The sequence below is a fragment of the Pararobbsia silviterrae genome, assembly GCF_003628125.1.
Classification (GTDB): domain Bacteria; phylum Pseudomonadota; class Gammaproteobacteria; order Burkholderiales; family Burkholderiaceae; genus Pararobbsia; species Pararobbsia silviterrae.
The window spans coordinates 430032-448503 of the sequence record NZ_RBZU01000003.1 but is presented as its reverse complement, the minus strand read 5'-3'; the positions used below and the strand labels follow the sequence as shown (position 1 = coordinate 448503).

10 protein-coding genes are annotated in these 18472 nt (G+C 67.6%); 7 read left to right on the top strand and 3 right to left on the bottom strand.

The window, feature by feature from the left end; translation table 11 throughout:
• Positions 1 to 47: 47 nt before the first annotated feature.
• Entirely contained in the window at positions 48 to 2321 is a 2274-nt protein-coding gene (locus tag D7S86_RS10085) for an arginine/lysine/ornithine decarboxylase (protein ID WP_121086136.1), read from the top strand.
• Between the two features lie 164 nt (positions 2322 to 2485).
• Here the strand turns inward: D7S86_RS10085 and argH are convergent, their stop codons facing one another.
• Both argH and D7S86_RS10075 read right to left on the bottom strand, forming a co-directional pair.
• Entirely contained in the window at positions 2486 to 3901 is a 1416-nt protein-coding gene (gene argH / locus D7S86_RS10080; RefSeq protein WP_121085920.1) for an argininosuccinate lyase, read from the bottom strand.
• Between the two features lie 88 nt (positions 3902 to 3989).
• The gene (locus tag D7S86_RS10075; protein ID WP_121085918.1) at positions 3990 to 4868 is read right to left on the bottom strand and encodes a helix-turn-helix transcriptional regulator; all 879 of its coding nucleotides are present in this window, start codon (positions 4866 to 4868) and stop codon (positions 3990 to 3992) included.
• Positions 4869 to 5355: 487 nt separating this feature from the next.
• Here D7S86_RS10075 and D7S86_RS10070 point away from each other — a divergent pair, with 487 nt between their 5' ends.
• Both D7S86_RS10070 and D7S86_RS10065 read left to right on the top strand, forming a co-directional pair.
• Positions 5356 to 7401 carry a filamentous hemagglutinin N-terminal domain-containing protein gene (locus tag D7S86_RS10070; RefSeq protein WP_205962784.1) on the top strand — a complete coding sequence of 682 codons (2046 nt, stop codon included), beginning with the start codon at positions 5356 to 5358 and terminating at the stop codon, positions 7399 to 7401.
• 35 nt (positions 7402 to 7436) lie between these two features.
• Entirely contained in the window at positions 7437 to 9227 is a 1791-nt protein-coding gene (locus D7S86_RS10065) for a ShlB/FhaC/HecB family hemolysin secretion/activation protein (RefSeq protein ID WP_158601918.1), read from the top strand.
• Positions 9228 to 9463: 236 nt separating this feature from the next.
• Here the strand turns inward: D7S86_RS10065 and ppc are convergent, their stop codons facing one another.
• Entirely contained in the window at positions 9464 to 12520 is a 3057-nt protein-coding gene (gene ppc / locus D7S86_RS10060; protein ID WP_420813225.1) for a phosphoenolpyruvate carboxylase, read from the bottom strand.
• Between the two features lie 276 nt (positions 12521 to 12796).
• On the opposite strand from ppc, the gene hemC reads away from it, so the two are divergent.
• The 4 genes from hemC to ppa all read left to right on the top strand — a co-directional run bounded on the left by hemC (position 12797) and on the right by ppa (position 18360).
• The gene (gene hemC / locus D7S86_RS10055; protein WP_121085910.1) at positions 12797 to 13795 is read left to right on the top strand and encodes a hydroxymethylbilane synthase; all 999 of its coding nucleotides are present in this window, start codon (positions 12797 to 12799) and stop codon (positions 13793 to 13795) included.
• Positions 13796 to 13977: 182 nt separating this feature from the next.
• On the top strand, positions 13978 to 16521 hold the full coding sequence (gene hemDX, locus D7S86_RS10050) for a fused uroporphyrinogen-III synthase HemD/membrane protein HemX (RefSeq protein ID WP_240648073.1): 2544 nt from the start codon (positions 13978 to 13980) through the stop codon (positions 16519 to 16521).
• 4 nt (positions 16522 to 16525) lie between these two features.
• On the top strand, positions 16526 to 17719 hold the full coding sequence (locus D7S86_RS10045) for a heme biosynthesis HemY N-terminal domain-containing protein (protein ID WP_121085906.1): 1194 nt from the start codon (positions 16526 to 16528) through the stop codon (positions 17717 to 17719).
• Positions 17720 to 17832: 113 nt separating this feature from the next.
• Positions 17833 to 18360: an inorganic diphosphatase gene (ppa, locus tag D7S86_RS10040; protein WP_121085904.1), complete on the top strand. Its 528-nt coding sequence runs from the start codon at positions 17833 to 17835 to the stop codon at positions 18358 to 18360.
• Positions 18361 to 18472 lie beyond the last annotated feature (112 nt).

Genomic DNA, 18472 nt, shown 5'->3' with positions numbered 1-18472 from the left:
GAATTTCGAGGCCCGCGTCGCGGGCCGTCGCTTTTGGAGCCTTGCTCATGAAGTTTCGCTTTCCGGTCGTCATCATCGACGAAGACTTCCGCTCCGAGAACATCTCGGGTTCCGGTATCCGCGCGCTTGCGGAGGCGATCGAAGGCGAGGGCATGGAAGTGCTCGGCCTCACGAGCTACGGCGATCTGAGCGCGTTCGCGCAGCAGGCGAGCCGCGCATCGTGCTTCATCCTGTCGATCGACGACGACGAGTTCGTCACGGCGAGCGAGGGCGACGGTGAAAACGAACTCGCGCTCGCGATCGTCGCGCTGCGCGCGTTCGTCGAGGAAGTGCGCCGCCGCAACGCCGATATTCCGATCTTCCTGTACGGCGAGACGCGGACGTCACGGCACATCCCGAACGACATCCTGCGCGAGCTCCACGGCTTCATCCACATGTTCGAGGACACGCCCGAGTTCGTCGCGCGCCATATCATCCGCGAGGCGCGCAGCTATCTCGACTCGCTGCCGCCGCCGTTCTTCCGCGCGCTCACGCACTACGCGGCCGACGGCTCGTACTCGTGGCATTGCCCCGGACATTCAGGCGGCGTCGCGTTCCTCAAGAATCCGCTCGGCCAGATGTTCCATCAGTTTTTCGGCGAGAACATGCTGCGCGCCGACGTCTGCAACGCGGTCGACGAGCTCGGCCAGTTGCTCGACCATACGGGGCCTGTCGCGGCATCCGAGCGCAACGCGGCGCGCATCTTCAGCGCCGATCACGTGTTCTTCGTGACCAACGGGACGTCGACGTCGAACAAGATCGTCTGGCATGCGACCGTCGCGCCCGGCGATATCGTGATCGTCGACCGGAACTGCCACAAGTCGATTCTCCACGCGATCACGATGACGGGCGCGATCCCGGTCTTCCTCGCGCCGACGCGCAATCACTTCGGGATCATCGGTCCGATTCCGCGCAGCGAATTCGAGCCCGAGAACATCAAGCGCAAGATGCTCGCGAATCCGTTCGCGCGCGCCGCCCTCGAAAAGAATCCGAATGCGCGCCCGCGGATCCTGACGATCACGCAGAGCACCTACGACGGCGTCGTCTACAACGTCGAGATGATCAAGGACCTGCTCGGCGACATGCTCGATACGCTGCACTTCGACGAAGCGTGGCTGCCGCATGCCGAATTCCATCCGTTCTATCGCGACATGCACGCGATCGGCGCGGGCGGCTCGCGCACGAGCGCGACCGTCTATGCGACGCACTCGACGCACAAGATGCTCGCGGGCATTTCGCAGGCCTCGCAGATCGTCGTGCAGGAGTCGGTCGACCACAATTTCGACAAGCATCGCTTCAACGAGGCGTATCTGATGCATACGTCGACGAGCCCGCAGTACGCGATCATCGCGTCGTGCGATGTCGCGGCCGCGATGATGGAGGCGCCGGGCGGCACGGCGCTCGTCGAGGAGTCCATCGCCGAGGCGCTCGACTTCCGGCGCGCGATGCGCAAGGTCGACGAGGAATACGGCGACGACTGGTTCTTCAAGGTCTGGGGACCCGAGCATCTCGCCGAGGAAGGCATCGGCGATCGCGAGGATTGGGTGCTCAAGCCCGGCGACCGCTGGCACGGCTTCGGCGATCTCGCCGAGGGCTTCAATATGCTCGATCCGATCAAGGCGACGATCATCACGCCGGGGCTCGGGATCGACGGCGAGTTCGGCGACGCGGGCATTCCGGCCGCGATCGTGACGAAGTATCTGGCCGAGCACGGCATCATCGTCGAGAAGACCGGCCTCTACTCGTTCTTCATCATGTTCACGATCGGCATCACGAAGGGCCGCTGGAACAGCATGGTGACCGAGCTTCAGCAGTTCAAGGACGACTACGACAGCAATCAGCCGCTGTGGCGCGTGTTGCCCGAGTTCGTCGCCCAGCATCCGGCGTATGAGCGTACGGGCCTGCGCGATCTCTGCGACCAGATTCACAGCGTCTACAAGGCCAACGACGTCGCGCGCGTGACGACCGAGATGTATCTGTCGGACATGGTGCCCGCGATGACGGCGACCGAAGCGTACGCGAAGCTCGTACACCGCGAGATCGACCGCGTGAAGATCGACGAGCTCGAAGGCCGCGTGACGAGCATCCTGCTCACGCCGTATCCGCCGGGCATTCCGCTGCTGATTCCGGGCGAGCGGTTCAATCCGATCATCGTGCGGTATCTGCAGTTCGCGCGCGAATTCAACGGACGCTTCCCGGGCTTCCATACGGACATCCACGGTCTCGTGACCGAGGTCGTCGACGGGCGCGTCGAATACTTCGTCGATTGCGTGCGCGACTGAGTGGCGTGACGGCGCGGCAGCGCGGAGATGACGGATTGCGGCGAACCTGAGCCGCAATCCCTGACGTCCGGGGCGACGTCACACCGATCGAGGCGTCCCTGTGTGTCGGGATATCGCGCCCGCCGCGCGCGCATCGCTTGCGCGAGAGGCGGGCGAATGCGCGTCTAGCGCGGCGACGCGAGCGACGCGCGGGCTTCGGCAATCGCGGCTTTCACGCGCGACGGCGCCGTGCCGCCGATATGGTCGCGGCTCGCGACCGATCCTTCGAGCGTCAGATAGTCGAACACGTCGTCGCCGAGCAGCGATGCAACCGCCGGCAGGTCCGCGCGCATCTGTTCGAGCGACAGATCGGCGAGGTCGATGCCGCGCGTCTCGCAGATCCGGACCGCGTGCGCGACCGCCTCGTGCGCATCGCGGAACGCGAGACCGCGCTTGACGAGGTAGTCGGCGAGATCGGTCGCCGTCGCGAAGCCCTGCAGCGCGGCCGCGCGCATATTGTCGGCCTTGACCGTGATGCCGGCGACCATCTCGGCGAAGATCCGCAGCGTGTCGGCGACCGTGTCGACCGTATCGAACAGCGGTTCCTTGTCTTCCTGATTGTCCTTGTTGTACGCGAGCGGCTGCCCCTTCATCAGCGTGAGCAGCGCGACGAGGTGACCGTTGACGCGACCCGTCTTGCCGCGCGCGAGCTCGGCGACGTCCGGGTTCTTCTTTTGCGGCATGATCGACGAGCCCGTGCAGAAGCGGTCGGCGAGGTCGATAAAGCCGACGCGCGGGCTCATCCACAGCACGAGTTCTTCCGACAGCCGCGAGACGTGCGTCATCACGAGCGAGGCGGCGGCCGTGAATTCGATCGCGAAGTCGCGATCGGAGACGGCATCGAGCGAGTTGCGGCATACGCCGTCGAAGCCGAGCGTGTTCGCGACGCGCTCGCGGTCGATCGGATAGCTCGTCCCCGCGAGCGCGGCCGCGCCGAGCGGCAGTTGATTGACGCGCTTGCGCACGTCGAGCATGCGTTGCGCGTCGCGGCTGAACATCTCGAAGTACGCGAGCAGGTGGTGGCCGAACGTGACGGGCTGCGCGACCTGCAGATGCGTGAAGCCGGGCAGGATCGTGTTCGTGTGCTGGTCGGCGAGATCGAGCAGCGCGCCGCGCAGATCGCCGAGCAGGCCGCCGATGCGGTCGATTTCGCCGCGCAGCCAGAGGCGGATGTCGGTCGCGACCTGATCGTTGCGCGAACGGCCCGTGTGCAGCCGCTTGCCCGCGTCGCCGATCAGCGCGGTCAGGCGCGCTTCGATATTGAGGTGGACGTCTTCGAGATCGAGCTGCCATTCGAATTCGCCGCGCTCGATTTCACCGCGGATCTGCGCCATGCCCGCCTCGATCTTCGCGAGATCGTCGGCGCTGATGATCTTCTGGGCGGCGAGCATGCCGGCATGGGCGAGCGAGCCCTCGATGTCGACGAACGCGAGTCGCTTGTCGAAGAACACCGACGACGTATAGCGTTTGACGAGCTCGGACATCGGCTCGGAGAAGCGGGCGGACCACGCTTCGCCTTTCTTGTGAAGTTGGGACGTCATGGTGAGTGCGGTTAGGGCGCGCGGGCGCGGAACAAAGCGCGACCGCGGGGCGGCGCAAGCCGGCGGGCGCGGTCGATGAATCGCGGAATTATACCAACCGGCCGTCGCCATGCTCCGGGCGCGCGCCGCCTTCGAGCGGAATCAGCGCGACGAACTTCAAATCGTCGCGCAGCGCGGGCTTCAGGGTGATCTGATCGAAGCGCAGCGCGCCGTGGACCGGATGCAGGAAATCACGCACGCCGCCCTCGCGTTCGACGACGTCCTGCGCGCGCCAGAAGTGCGCGAAGTCCTCGCTCGCGGCGAGCAGGTTTTCGACGAGCGAGCGCGTCGGCGGATCGTTCAGGTGGCGGCTCGAATCGGCGCGAAATTCGCCGACGAGCCTGCGCGCGCGCGCCTGCCAGTCGACGACGAGCGTGCGCGCGATCTCGCTCGTGAACATCCAGCGCAGCAGATTGTGATCGTCGCCGCTGCCGAGCAGACCGACGAACAGATCGTTCGCGCGCGCGTTCCAGGCGAGGATCGTCCACTGGCGATCGAGCACGTACGCGGGGGCGTCGAACAAGGCGACGCTCGTGATGAGCGCGCTCGGCGCGTCGCTCGCGCCCGGCGTCGGGTCGGACGGGTCGCGCAGCGCGGCGAGTTCGAAGAGGTAGGCGCGCTCGGCGCGCGTGAGGCGCAGCGCGACCGCGATACGCGCGAGCGCGTCGGGCGACGCCGACACCGGCCGGCCCTGTTCGATCCATGTGTACCAGGTCGGACTCACGCCGCAGAGCTGCGCGACTTCTTCGCGGCGCAGGCCCGGCGTGCGCCGCCGGTTGCCGGCGGGCACGCCCGCGGCCTCGGGGCTCAGGCGTTCGCGGTGCGCGCGGATGAACGCGCCGAGTTCGCGTTCGGGCGAGCGAAGCGGGCCGGGGTCGCGCGCGGCGCGGGGTGAAGACGCGGGAGGCGTGGGCGGGCTCGTTGGCATCGGCGGGCGAGGCACGCGCCGTCAGGGCGGCGCGCTTCGGATATCGGGACGCGCCTATCGTAACGCCTCGCACGCCGATCGCCAAAACCGTGCCGCCGAGATCCTCGTCTCGCGGGTCGCGTCGATCGCGTTCGGACACAGCCGTATGGGCCGTCGGCGACGGTCGACCGCATGGCTGTCCGGTCGTTCACGGCCTATGACGAGAAGGCGCTCGATCGTTCTCGGATCGGTATCGGTCGCAGGTTCAATTCCGGTATGCGATGCCCGCGTGTCCGAATCGTGACGTGCACGTTGTCCGTGGTTCGCTCGGACGTTTCGTATTTGCACGTGGCGGGTCCAGGGGCGGCGCATTGCTCGCTACATTCGTCGGACGCTTTTTTTGCGTATTGAAAAACAGACGCACGGGAGAGCTTCACGAATGGATCGAACACAGAGTCGGAAGGCGGCGCAGGCGTACCGTGTCGCGATATCGGCCGCGATGATCGCCATGGCGTGCGCAATCGGCGACGCGCGTGCGCAAGCGCCGGTCGTCGCGGCCCCGGGTCCGCACGCACCCACGGTCACGATCGACGCCCATACGCCGATCGTCGACATCACGGCGCCGACGGCGTCGGGCGTGAGCCACAACACCTACACGACGTTCAACGTGCCGGGACAAGGCTTGATCCTGAACAACGCGACCGCCGCGGCCCATGCGCGAGGCCACGCGGTGCCGCCGAACCCGAACCTCGCGGGCAGCGGGCCGGCCCGCGTGATCGTCAACGAAGTGCTCGGGACGACGCCGTCGCAGTTGCAAGGCGTCATGGAGGTGGCGGGCGCGCAGGCCGATGTCGTCGTCGCGAATCCGAACGGCATCACGTGCGCCGGATGCGAGTTCGTCAATACGCCGCGCGTCGTGCTCACGACGGGGCGGCCCGATTTCGCCGGAGAGGACGCGCTCGGTGTCTATCGCGTGACGCAAGGCGCGATCACCGTGCGTGAAGGATTGCGCGCGCCGGGGCTGACGCGGCTCGATCTCTGGGCGCGCCGGATCGTCGTCGACGGCGAGATCGAGACGCGCAGCGGTGAAGCCTGGCTCGTGGCCGGCGCGAACGGCGTGCGCTATAACGCCCCGACGACCAGCCGACGCGAGAGTCAGAGCGGTGCGACGCGCATCGCGAGCGAGGACCTGACGGACGAGGAACGCGCGGTGGAGGCGGCGGAAGCGGTGGGCAGGGCCGGGCGCTGGGGCATCGACGTCGCGGAAATGGGCGGCATCTTCGCATCGCATATCGAGCTGATCGCGACGGACGCGGGCGTGGGCGTACGCAACCTCGGCCATCTCGCCGCGGCGCAGCGCAAGGACGATCGGGGGTTGTCCGAGCCCGCGCCCGACTACGGCAGGATCCGGGTGATGACGGACGGACGGCTCGATAACGACGGCCGCATCGTGGCATGGCGAAACATGCGGCTCACCGCGGGTACCGCTTGGAATCGCGGGCGGGGCGTTGTCGATGCGGCCGAGCTGATTTTCGACGTGAAGGATTCGATCGCGAACGAAGGTCAGATCGGCGGCTTCAATGTCGTGCTCGGCGCGGACGAAGTCGCGAACTACCGGCGCACCGTCAAGCCGTGGAGCGCGCCCGAACGCACGCGCGGATCCTGGCATGCGAGCTACGACGCGGATAAGTCGGGGCGCATCGACGCACGCACCACCTTAACGATCGCCGCGCAGAGAATGATCAACGGTCCCGGTGCGGTTGTGCGAAGTGCGGGCAACTTGAGGCTCTACGGCAATTCCGGTCGTTGGCAGACGCGCGGCGCGACGCCGCCCATGCGCGCGCTGCATAACACGGGGACCCTCGCGTCGGTGCTCGATGTCGACGTCACCGCGCAGTCGATCGAGAACCGTAACAGCAGGCTCGCGATCCACGACGCCGTGAGGACACGTTCGCGCGTCGATGAATGGATCGACTCCGCGACGAACAAACGGTATGACGGCAGCGATGTGCGTCTCGTCAAGGTCGACGGCATCCCCGTCGCCGAGACGCGCGACGGCAAAACCATGGCGCGCTACGCGCGCTACGAGGTCGATCGCGAATATATCGACGCGAAGGTCAGCGAGAGCCGTCCGGGCTTGATCGAAGCCGGGCGTTCGGTCTTCCTGCGGGGGCGAGCGGTCAACGACGGCAGTCAGATCATTGCGGGAGAGCGGTTCAGGCACGAGGCGCTCGCGCCGGGCCAGACGATTCAAAACGTCGATGCGTACCGGACGCGCACGCGCATCGACAACGGGTCGCTCACGCAGTGGTTCACGAAACCCTGCGACGACGGAAACGGCACGTGCCGCGCACACGACCCGCCCGAGCGCGTCGAGAACTGGGCGCAGAGCACGCTGCATCCGATGGAGATTGCGTTCATCCGCGAGCGCGGCGTGAATCTCAGCGATGCCGCGATTCAGGCGCACAGTCAGGGGGGCGGCACGGGGGGCGGCAAAGCCGGCGCGGCGGCGCAGCCGGCACCGAAACCGAATTTCGAACGTCGTCCGCGATGAGGTCCATGAGAACGGGCGCCGGAACGCGATGTTGCATGGACCGCGCTCGTCATCGTGCGGCGCGCGGTGGGTTTCGCGGCGGGACGCGGTTCGCGGGCGTCGCGTTGATGTCGGGCCTCCCCATGCTCGCCGTCGCCGCGCCGCTCGACGATCGGCTCGATGGCGGGATCTCGGCATCGAGCGATGGGACGGCCGCGGCGCAGATCCTGCGCGACCGCGAGCAACACGAGGCACGGGCGCGCATGCGGACGCTGGCGGCCCCGGACGTGCGGGGCGCGCCAGCCGCGCCGGTCACCGCGCCGGCCGTGCCGCAGGAGACCCCGTGTTTCGCGATCGAGCGTTTCGTACTCGAGGTGCCCGATGCGCTGCCCGACGCGGCGCGGCGCGCGGGCGCATCGGCGTTGCCTCAGGATCCGTTTGCGTTCGCCGCCGACTGGCTCGAACGGTATCGCGGGCACTGTATCGGGGAACAGGGGGTGTCGCGAATTGCACAAGGGCTCGGTGCCGAGATCTTGTCGCGCGGCTATGTGACGACCCGGATCCGGGTGCCCGCGCAGACGCTGTCCGAGCACGTGCTCAGGCTGTATCTGATCCCCGGCGTCATCCGCGCGATCCGGTTTTCGGACCCCGGGATCCGTGCGTCGTGGCATACGGCCTTTCCTGTGCGCGCAGGCGATACGCTGAGGCTCGACGACATCGAGCAGGCGCTCGTTCGCTTCAGGCACGTCCCCGGTCAGGACGCGCACTTCACGATCGAGCCGGCGGATGCGCCGGGTCAAAGCGATATCGTGATCGCAATCGAACGCGAGCGTCCGTGGCATGTGGCCGCGAGCGTCGACAACAGTGGCTTCGACGCGACGGGTAAGCTCCAAGGCACCGTGTCGATGCGTGTCGACAATCCGCTGGGACTCAATGATCGTGCGAGCGCGTCGTTGAGTCACGATCTGATGCTCGGTCAGAAGGACAGGGCATCGAGCGGATGGACGCTGTTCTATGCGGTGCCGTACGGGTTCTGGCTCGCTTCGATCCATGCATCGGGGAGCCGCTACGCGCGGCGCTTCGTGGGACGCAGGGGCGTCCATGTCACGACCGGCGATTCGACGGTCGTCGAATGGCAGCTCGCGCGCCATCTGATGCGCACCCATGCGGCGACGCTCGAGCTTCAGTTTCGGCTCGGCCGGCGCTTCGGCCATGCGTATCTCGGGGATACCGAGCTCGACGTACAGCGCGACAACCGCACGTACGTGCAATGGGCGCTTGCCGAACGTCACCATCTCGGCGCCGCGCAGATCGACACGATGGTCGCGTGGCGGCAAGGCACGTCATGGTTCGGCGCGCGACGCGATCGCAGCGACGCGGGCCGGACCGATCTCTACCGGATGGCGCTGCTCGATACGAACGTCTCGATTCCGTTCGCGATCGGCTCGCAGCCATGGATCTATACGACGGCGTGGCATGGTCAATGGACGCCCGATTCGCTCTACGACATCGACCAGCTCGCGATCGGGATGCGCTGGACCGTGCGCGGCTTCGACGGGGAGCGCGTGTTGACCGGCGAGCGCGGTTTTTACTGGCGTAACGACCTGGCCATGCCGATCGGCGGCCATGCGATCTATGTCGGCGCGGACTACGGACACGTCGCGCGGTCGGACGCGCCGCGGCATTCGCCGATGCGGCTGGCGGGCGCGGTCGTCGGGGTTCGCGGCGCTGTCGGTGCGCCCGTGGCCACACGCTACGACGTCTATGCGGGCGTGCCGCTCTGGAAACCGAAGGGCTGGACGACGGCCGCGCCGACCGTCGGATTCCAGATCGCGTGCGAGTACTGAGGCGTTTGATTCACGACGCCGAACGCCAGAGCCAGAGCCAAGCCCAAGCCCAAAGCCCAAAGCCCAAAGCCCAAAGCCCATGCCAACCATCAACCTATCTCGGCGACCCCCGGCCGCCGCGAGTCACCGCATGCATCGATGGTCCGTCCCATGAAAAAAGGGCACCGCCCCCATGGCCGGTGCCCCTGATTCGACGATAGCGCTACCGCTCGCCGTCGCGCGAGGATCCGTCGCGATCAGCCCGTGTTGCGCAAACCGGCCGCGATGCCGTTGATCGTCAGGTGGATACCGCGATTGAGACGCTGATCGTCCATGCCCGAACGGCGACGCTTGATCAGTTCGACCTGCAAGTGATTGAGCGGATCGAGATACGGGAAGCGGTTCTTGATCGAGCGCGCGAGCAGCGGGTTCGTCGCGAGACGCTGCGGGCTGCCCGTGATCTCGGACAGCGCCGCGGACGTGCGTTCCCACTCGGCGACGATACGGTCGAATACGAGCTTGCGCAGCTTCTTGTCGGTCACGAGCTCCGCATAGCGCGATGCGACGGCGAGATCGGTCTTCGCGAGCACCATGTCCATGTTCGAGAGCAGCGTCGCGAAGAACGGCCAGGTCTTGTTCATCTTGCGCAGCGTCGCGAGACGGCGCGTGCGCTCGGCCGGCGTCGCGGACGCGCCGAGCCAGGTCTGGACCGCGCTGCCGAAGCCGTACCAGCCCGTGAGCAGCAGGCGGCACTGACCCCACGAGAAGCCCCAGGGAATCGCGCGGAGGTCTTCGATCTTGCGTTGCTTCGGATCCTGGAGCTTGCGCGACGCGGGACGGCTGCCGATATTGAGTTCGGCGATCTCGTTGATCGGCGTCGACTGGAAGAAGTAGTCCTTGAAGTTCGGCGTTTCGTAGACGAGCGCGCGATACGACGCCATCGCGGCATCGGAGAGCGCCTGCATCGTCTGCTCGAACACGGGCAACTGGTCGGGCGTGTTGCGCTCGGGCAGCAACGAGGCTTCGAGCGTCGCGGCGACGACCGTTTCGAGATTGCGCCGGCCGATCTCGGGGTTGCCGAACTTGCTCGCGATGATTTCGCCCTGTTCGGTGAGCCGGATCTGTCCGTTGACGGTGCCCGGCGGCTGCGACAGGATCGCCTGATACGTCGGACCGCCGCCTCGGCCCACGGTGCCGCCGCGTCCGTGGAACAGGCGCAGCTTCGTGCCGCGCTCCTGAAATAGCGCTACCAGCGCCACTTCAGCGCGATAGAGTTCCCAGTTCGAGGTCAGGAAACCGCCGTCCTTGTTGCTGTCCGAATAGCCGAGCATGACTTCCTGCTCGCCGCCCTGGTCTTCGACGACCTCGGCGATGCCCGGCAGCGCGAAGAAGTTGCGCATGATGTTCGGCGCGTCGCGCAAGTCGGCGATCGTCTCGAACAGCGGGATCACCATGAGGCCGACGGTGGCCGGCGCGTCCGTGCTGCCGAGGCGGCCTTCGAGCAGCCCCGATTCCTTCTGCAACAGCATGACTTCGAGCAAATCGCTGACCGTTTCGGTGTGCGAGATGATGTAGTTGCGCACCGCGCGCGCGCCGAAGCGTTCGCGGATCGAGCGCGCGGCCTCGAAGACGGCGAGTTCGCTGATCGTGCGATCCGAATACGGCAGCCACGCCGAGCGCAAGGGCCGCGACTGTCCGAGTTCGGCGAGCAGCAACTGAATCTTTTCGTCTTCCGGCAGCGACGCGTAGTCGGCCAGCACACCGGCGCTCGACAGCAGTTCGGCGATGACCGCCTCGTGGATATCCGAGCTCTGGCGCAGATCGATGCTCGCGAGGTGGAATCCGAAGATCTCGGACGCGCGCGCGAGCGGAATCAGGCGCGGCTTCGCGAGCGACGCGCCGTGATTCGCGATCAGCGAATCGATGAGCACCTGCAGATCGTGCGAGAAGTCGGCCGGACGCGCATACGGCACGGCGTCGAAGGTTTCGCGCGTCGCGATGACGCCGTCGCCGAGCAAGGCGCGCGCGGTCGCGGCGACGCGCGCGTAGACGCCGATCAGCGCGCGCCGGTAAGGCTCGTCGCTGCGGTGCGCCGACTGGTCGGGCGATGCGTTGCACAGCGCCTGGAGTTCGCTGCTCGCTTCGACGAGCAGGCTCGAGACCGACAACTCGGCGCCGAGCGTGTGTACTTCGTTCAGATAGTGTTCGAAGATGACCGTGGCTTGCCGCGTGATCGCGCGCTGGAGCGTCTCCGACGTCACGTTCGGGTTGCCGTCGCGATCGCCGCCGATCCAGTGACCCATTTGCAGGAAGGGCGCGAGCGTCGCATCGATGCCGTGCTCGCCGAGCGCGTGCTCGATGTCGTCGTAAAGCGCGGGGATCTCGGTCAGGAACGTCGTGCGGTAGTACGACAGCGCGTTTTCGATTTCGTCGGCGACGGTCAGCTTCGTGTCGCGGAGCATCCGCGTCTGCCAGAGCGTCGTCACGCGCGCGCGCAGCGACTCGGTGTTCTGCTCGCGCTCGCGCGCGGTCAATTCGCGGTCGCGCTCGGCGAGCAGATGCGCGATATCGTGTTGCGCGTCGAGAATGCTCTTGCGCTGGACTTCGGTCGGGTGCGCGGTCAGCACGGGCACGATCAGCGCTTCGTCGAAGAAGCGCTGAAGCGTTTTCGCACAGTCGCGATCCGTTTCCATGAGCCGTTCGAGCGCGTGCGCGAGCGTCGACGGCTGCGGCGCGGAACCCGCGAGCGCATGCACGCGGCGACGCCGGTTGTGATGGCGGTCCTCGGCGATGTTCGCGAGATGCGAGAAGTAGCTGAACGCGCGCACGACCGAGTTCGTCTGTTCGCGGTCGAGCTTGTTGAGCATCTTGTCGAGCTTTTGCGCGGCCTCGCGATCGTTTTCGCGGCGGAACTTGACCGCCGTCTGACGAATCGTCTCGACGACGTCGAACACGGCGTCGCCTTCCTGTTCGCGGACGACGTCGCCGAGCAGCCGGCCGAGGAAGCGGATGTCCTCGAACAGCGGCTGGTCCTTGTCGTCGCGCGCGCGCGGCGCGCCGGCCTGGCCATTGGCGCGCGGTGCGGGCGTCGCACCGGATTTCGCCGCGGGCGCGGCGGCGCGCTTCGTCGCGGGGGCCGCCGTCTTGGCGGAGGGGGTCGCCGCGCGTGCGCGGGCCGTCGTGGGGGCCTGCGTGGCGGCGGCCTGGGCCGTCGCCTTCTTGGCGGCCCGGGTCGGGGTTGCGGTGCCGTCAGCCGCCGCGGTCTTCGACTTGGGCGAGGGTGCCCGTTTGGTCGCGTCTCCGGGCGTCTTCAGGGTGGCCCTGGCCGCAGTCGAGCGGGTGGCGGCGATACTGCGCTTGGCAGAGCGGGTACGGTCCTTACCTTGAGACGTCACGATGTTTCCTCTTTGAGCATGGGCATAGCGGCGCATGGGTGCGTGCTACCATGTTTTCTTATATCCAACCCTTCGCCAGAGCCCCTGACAAAATGATCCACACGCCGTCGCGCGGTCTTGCCGTTCCGCACGCAACGTTCAATGAATGGTCGGTCCACAAAATCGGGCCGTCCACATTTTGTCAGGGTCTCTGAGATGAATACCGGGGTGGTGTCGGCTTCCCAGTCGCCTGAGAAGCTGGTGATCGCGTCGCGCGAAAGTCGCTTGGCGATGTGGCAAGCTGAACATGTTCAGGTTGCGCTGCAAAAATTATATCCATCTTGCGAGGTTTCGATCCTCGGAATGACGACGCGCGGCGATCAAATTCTCGATCGCACGCTATCGAAAGTCGGCGGCAAGGGCCTGTTCGTCAAGGAACTCGAAGCCGCCTTGGCCGACGGACGCGCCGATCTCGCCGTGCATTCGCTCAAGGACGTCCCGATGGATCTCCCGCCGGGCTTCAGTCTGGCGGCCGTTCTCGAGCGCGAGGACCCGCGCGATGCGTTCGTGTCGAACACCTATGCGTCGCTCGACGCGTTGCCGAGCGGCAGCGTCGTCGGCACCTCGAGCCTGCGGCGCGAGGCACTGTTGCGTGCACGCTACCCCGGTCTCGTGATCGAGCCGCTGCGCGGCAATCTCGACACGCGCCTGCGCAAGCTCGACGCGGGCGACTACGCCGCGATCATTCTCGCTGCGGCCGGGCTCAAACGGCTCGGGCTCGCGTCGCGCATCCGCGATCTGCTCGAACCCGAAGTCAGCTTGCCCGCGGCCGGACAGGGCGCGCTCGGCATCGAGATTGCCGCCCATCGCACGGACGTCGCGGCATGGCTCGCGCCGCTGCACGACGCGCGCACGGCCTTCGCGGTCGGTGCGGAGCGCGCGGTCTCGCGCGCGCTCGCGGGCGGCTGCGAGGTGCCGCTCGCGGCCTATGCGCATTGGCTCGAACACGGCGGCGAGCGTGAACTCAGTCTGCGCGGCTTCGTCGCCTTGCCCGACGGATCGCGGATCTTGCGCGCGGAAGCGCGGGCGCGGCCCGCCACGCAGGACGCCGCCGACGCGCTCGGTCGCGAGGTCGCGGACGCGCTGGCGGCGCAGGGCGCGCATGCGATCGTCGAAGCTGTCCGCGGCGTGAACGCGCCGCCCGCGCGCGCATGACGTCGGATCCGGCGCGCCCGCACGACCGTGACGCCGCGCCGTCCGGCGGCGTTCAAGGTCGCGACGCGCGCGCCGATGACGCCCGAAGCGGCGCCGGCCCGCATGACGACGGCTCACCCGAAGGGGGGCCGCACGACGACGGTCGACGCGACGGTGTCCAACGGCGTGAGGTCCGGCGCGTCGTGCTGACGCGACCGGCCGGGCAGTCCGCCGCGCTCGGCGCGGCCCTGCGCGACGCGGGGTGCGAGGTCGTCGATTTTCCGTTGATCGCGATCACGCCCGTGGCCGACAGCGCGCCGCTCGATGCCGCGCTCGCGCGCCTCGGCGACTACGCGCTCGCGGTCTTCGTCTCGCCGAATGCGGTCAATCAGGCGTTTGCCCGTTTGCGCGGTGCATGGCCCGAACACGTACCGATCGCCGTCGTGGGGCCGGGCAGCATCGCCGCGCTCGCGGAGCACGGCGTTGCGTCGCCGCGATATCGGATCTTCGCGCCCGACGGGGCGAGCCAGCAGGCGCATACGGTTATGGCTCAGTCGCTTGCGGCCACCGGCGCCGTGCAAGCAGCGCCCGTCGGGGTGACACCTGCCGCCTCAACGGCATCGCCCGCATCGGTACCCGCGTCGTCTGCGGCGCGGGCCGCCGACGCGGGTACCGACGCGGCGCGCGTCGTATCGAGCGACAGCTTTTTCGCCGCGCCGCCCGACGCACAGGCGCACGCGGATGCATCGGCCGAAGCTGATGAGGCCGCGGCCTCGAAGGTCAGCGCCTCGACGGACGCACCCGTCGATCCCGACGCGGTCCGGTTCGATTCCGAAACGCTGATCGCCGCGCTCGCGCGCGACGCGGGTCTCGAATCGTTCGCGGGCAAGCGCGTGCTGCTCGTGCGCGGCGACGGCGGCCGGGAACTGCTTGCCGACACCTTGCGTGCGCGGGGCGCCGACGTCGATCCCGTCGCCGCGTATCGCCGCAGCGTGCCGTCGCCCGATCCCGACGCGCTGACGCGCGTGCGGCGCTGGCTCGCGGACGGCGGCGCGACCTGGGTCGTCACGAGTTCGGAGGCCGTGCGCAATCTCGAGACGCTCGCCGCCATCCACTTTGACGAGACCGAGCGCGCCGCCTTGCATCGCGCGCCCTGGATCGTGCCGCATGCGCGGATCGCCGAAACGGCGCGCGCATGCGGGTTTGATAGAGTAACGACCGGCGCGGCCGGCGACGCCGCGCTGTTGCGCGCTGTCTTGGCGAGCGCACCCCAGACGGATGCGGCCCGAGGCGGTGCCCACCGGTCGGGTTCAAGCGGGTCTGACGCAAGCGGGTCTGACGCAAATCGCTCGGACGCAAGCCGGCCTGACGAAAATCAAGCCGGCGCGCCCCGGCCCGATCGACCGATCGGTGCGCCTATCCATTCAGCCAGCGGGGAGGGCGACGCAGCCGCCCCGCCGGTCGGTGCGACGCCGGCCGCCTCATCGACGCTTCGCGGAGCTTCATCGAGCATGACGGATTCGAAAGACACCCCACAGAACACGACGATCTCGCCGACGCGCTTCAGCGCGAGCGGGGCCGATCGCCCCGTCCAGCCGGGCGCGGGACGGCAACGCGGACGCCTGCTGCTCGTATGGCTGGCGCTCGTCGTCGCCGTCGCGGCCGGCGTCGCGGGCTATGCGCTCAATCGCAAGCTCGATCGCGTCGAGCGCGCGCTCGACGCGCGTCAACAGACGGCCGAGCGTTCGGCGAACGCGTCGACGCAGGACAGCGCCCGCGCGCTCGACGCCACGCGGCAAACGGACCAGCATCTCGCGCAGATCGAAGGCAAGCTCGCCGACGCGCAGGGGCAGCAGCAGGCGTTGCAGAACATGTATCAGGATCTCGCGCGCGACCGCACGCAGTGGACGCTGTCCGAGATCGGCGAGATTCTCGCGAACGCGAGCCAACAGCTCCAGCTCACGGGCAATGTGCAACTCGCGCTTTACGCGTTGCAGAACGCGGACGGGCGGCTCGCCGAGCTCAATAGTCCGCAGATCCTCTCGATCCGCAAGGCGATCGCGCTCGACATCGACAAGCTCAAGGCCGCGCCGAACGCCGATATCACGGGTCTGGCGATCAAGCTCGACGATGCGATCGCGCGCCTCGACGCGTTGCCGCTCGCGGGCGAGGGCCCGGTGCCCGCGGCTGCGGCCGCCTCGTCGCCCGCGTCGGTGAACGGCAAGCACGGCGGCCGCGTGGCCGCGCATGGCGCCGCTGCGTCGGGTACGTCGGGTGAGTCCAGCGGATCCGGCGCGTCGAGTGCGTCGGCAGTCGACGCCTCGGGCGCATCGTCGACACAACCGTCGGGCACGGCCTTCCAGGTCGCGGTCCAACGCTTCGATGCCTGGTGGGCCGACTTCGGCACGCGCGTGCTTCACGAGTTGACGGGCGTCGTGCAGGTGCGCCGCATCGACAATGCCGACGCGATGCTGATCGCGCCGGACCAGGCGGTCTATCTGCGCGAGAACCTTCGAATCCGGCTGCTGACGGCGAGACTGTCGCTGTTGTCGCGCGATCAGAAAACGATGGATTCGGACCTCGATGCGGCCGATGCGGCGATCGCCCGCTATTTCGATCCGAACGCCCAGGCGACGCGGACCGTGCGCGATCTGATCGCACAGGTTCGCCATGCGTCGACCGTCGTCGAGCTGCCGAATCTCGACGCGAGCCTCGACGCGATTCACCAATACAAGAGCGGAGACTGACGCGATGGCGATGCGGGCTCTCTTCTGGCTGGTGCTGCTGTTCGTCGCGGCGGTCGTGATCGCGTTGTTCGGTCATTTCGACGCGGGCCATGTGCTGATCATCGACGATCCGTACCGGATCGACGTGTCGTTGAACTTCGCGATCGTGGCGATCGTCGTCGCATTCATCGTGATCTATGTGCTGACGCGCACCGTGCGCAATCTCTGGCGCATGCCGGATCGCGTCGCAGCCTATCGCACGCGCGCGCGCGCGGCGAAGGCGCATGCGTCGTTGCGCGACGCGCTCGCGAACCTCTACGCGGGGCGTTTCTCGCGCGCCGAAAAGGCGGCGCGCGATGCGGGCGCGTTCGACGAGAATCAGCCGCCCGCCGCGATGATCGGCGCGCTCGCCGCGCACCGCATGCACGAGTACGCGCGACGCGACGCGTGGCTCGAACAGATCGAAGACAAGGAGTGGCAGGACGCGCGTCTGATGGCGAGCGCCGATATGCGCGCCGATGCGCGCGATTCCGAAGGCGCGTTGAACGCGCTCGCGGAGCTCGAGGCGCAGGGCGTGCGGCGGCTCAACGCGCAGCAGATCGCGCTGCGTGCGCACCAGCAACTCAAGCATTGGCCCGAGGTGCTCAAGCTCGTCAAGCTGCTCGAAAAGCGCGAGGCGATCCACCCGGCCGTCGCATTGCGGCTGCGGCAGTTGTCGGCCGAGAACCTGCTGCGCGACCGCCGGCACGATCCGGTCGCCTTGCTTGCGTGCTGGGACAGTTTGCCGTTGACCGAGCGGCAGACGCCGCGGATCGCCGATCTCGCGGCGGATCTGCTGCTGCAGCTCGATCGTCCGCGCGAAGCGCGCAAGATTGTCGAGGACGCGCTTGCCCAGCAATGGGATGCGCGCCTGCTGCGCCGCTATGCCGATTGCGGCGGCGGCGAGGCCTTGCCGCTGATCCAGCGCGCGGAAGCGTGGCAGGCCGAACACCCCGACGACGCCGATCTCAAGTTCACGCTGGGCCGCCTATGTCTGCAGCAGCAGCTTTGGGGCAAGGCGCAGGCGTTTCTCGAACAGGCGCTCGCGCTTGCAGGCGACAACGACACGCTGAAGATTCGCGCGCATCGCGCGCTGGCGCGGCTCCATGAGGAGCTCGGCCACGCGGGCGAGGCGAGCACGCATTACCGCGCGAGCGCGCTCGCGATCAAGCTGACCTGAACGCGCGCCGCGCGGCGTCGCCCGGAGCGCTGCCGCTATAATTGCGGCCGGCATGATTTCCCCGTACGGCGCTTCGCGCGCCGGCCGACAGACCTCCTGAAACAGAGAACACCATGAGCTTCGACCGCGTCCCCGCTGGCAAAGACCTGCCGACCGATTTCAACGTCATCATCGAAATTCCCGCTCAGAGCGACCCCGTCAAGTACGAAGCCGACAAGGAAATGGGCCTGCTCGTCGTCGATCGTTTCGTCGGCACGGGCATGCGCTATCCGGTCAACTACGGTTTCATCCCGCACACGCTGTCGGGCGACGGCGACCCCGTCGACGTGCTCGTGATCACGCCGTTTCCGCTGCTCGCGGGCTCGGTCGTGCGTGCGCGCGCGCTCGGCATGCTGCAGATGACCGATGAGTCGGGCGTCGATGCGAAGCTCATCGCCGTGCCGCACGACAAGGTCTGCCCGATGACCGCGAACATCAAGTCGATCGACGACGTGCCGGGTTATCTGAAGGATCAGATCAAGCACTTCTTCGAGAACTACAAGGCGCTCGAAAAGGGCAAGTGGGTCAAGGTCGAGGGCTGGGTCGGCATCGAAGCCGCGCACAAGGAAATTACCGACGGCATCGCGAACGCCGCGAAGTAAGCGTCACGCGACGCCGATACACGACACGCAACCCGGCGCCCGGGCCGCGCCCGTCGCGATGGGCCGAGGCCCGTCGCGCGGCGCGCGCCGGCCGCCGGGTTTGCGTTTGAGC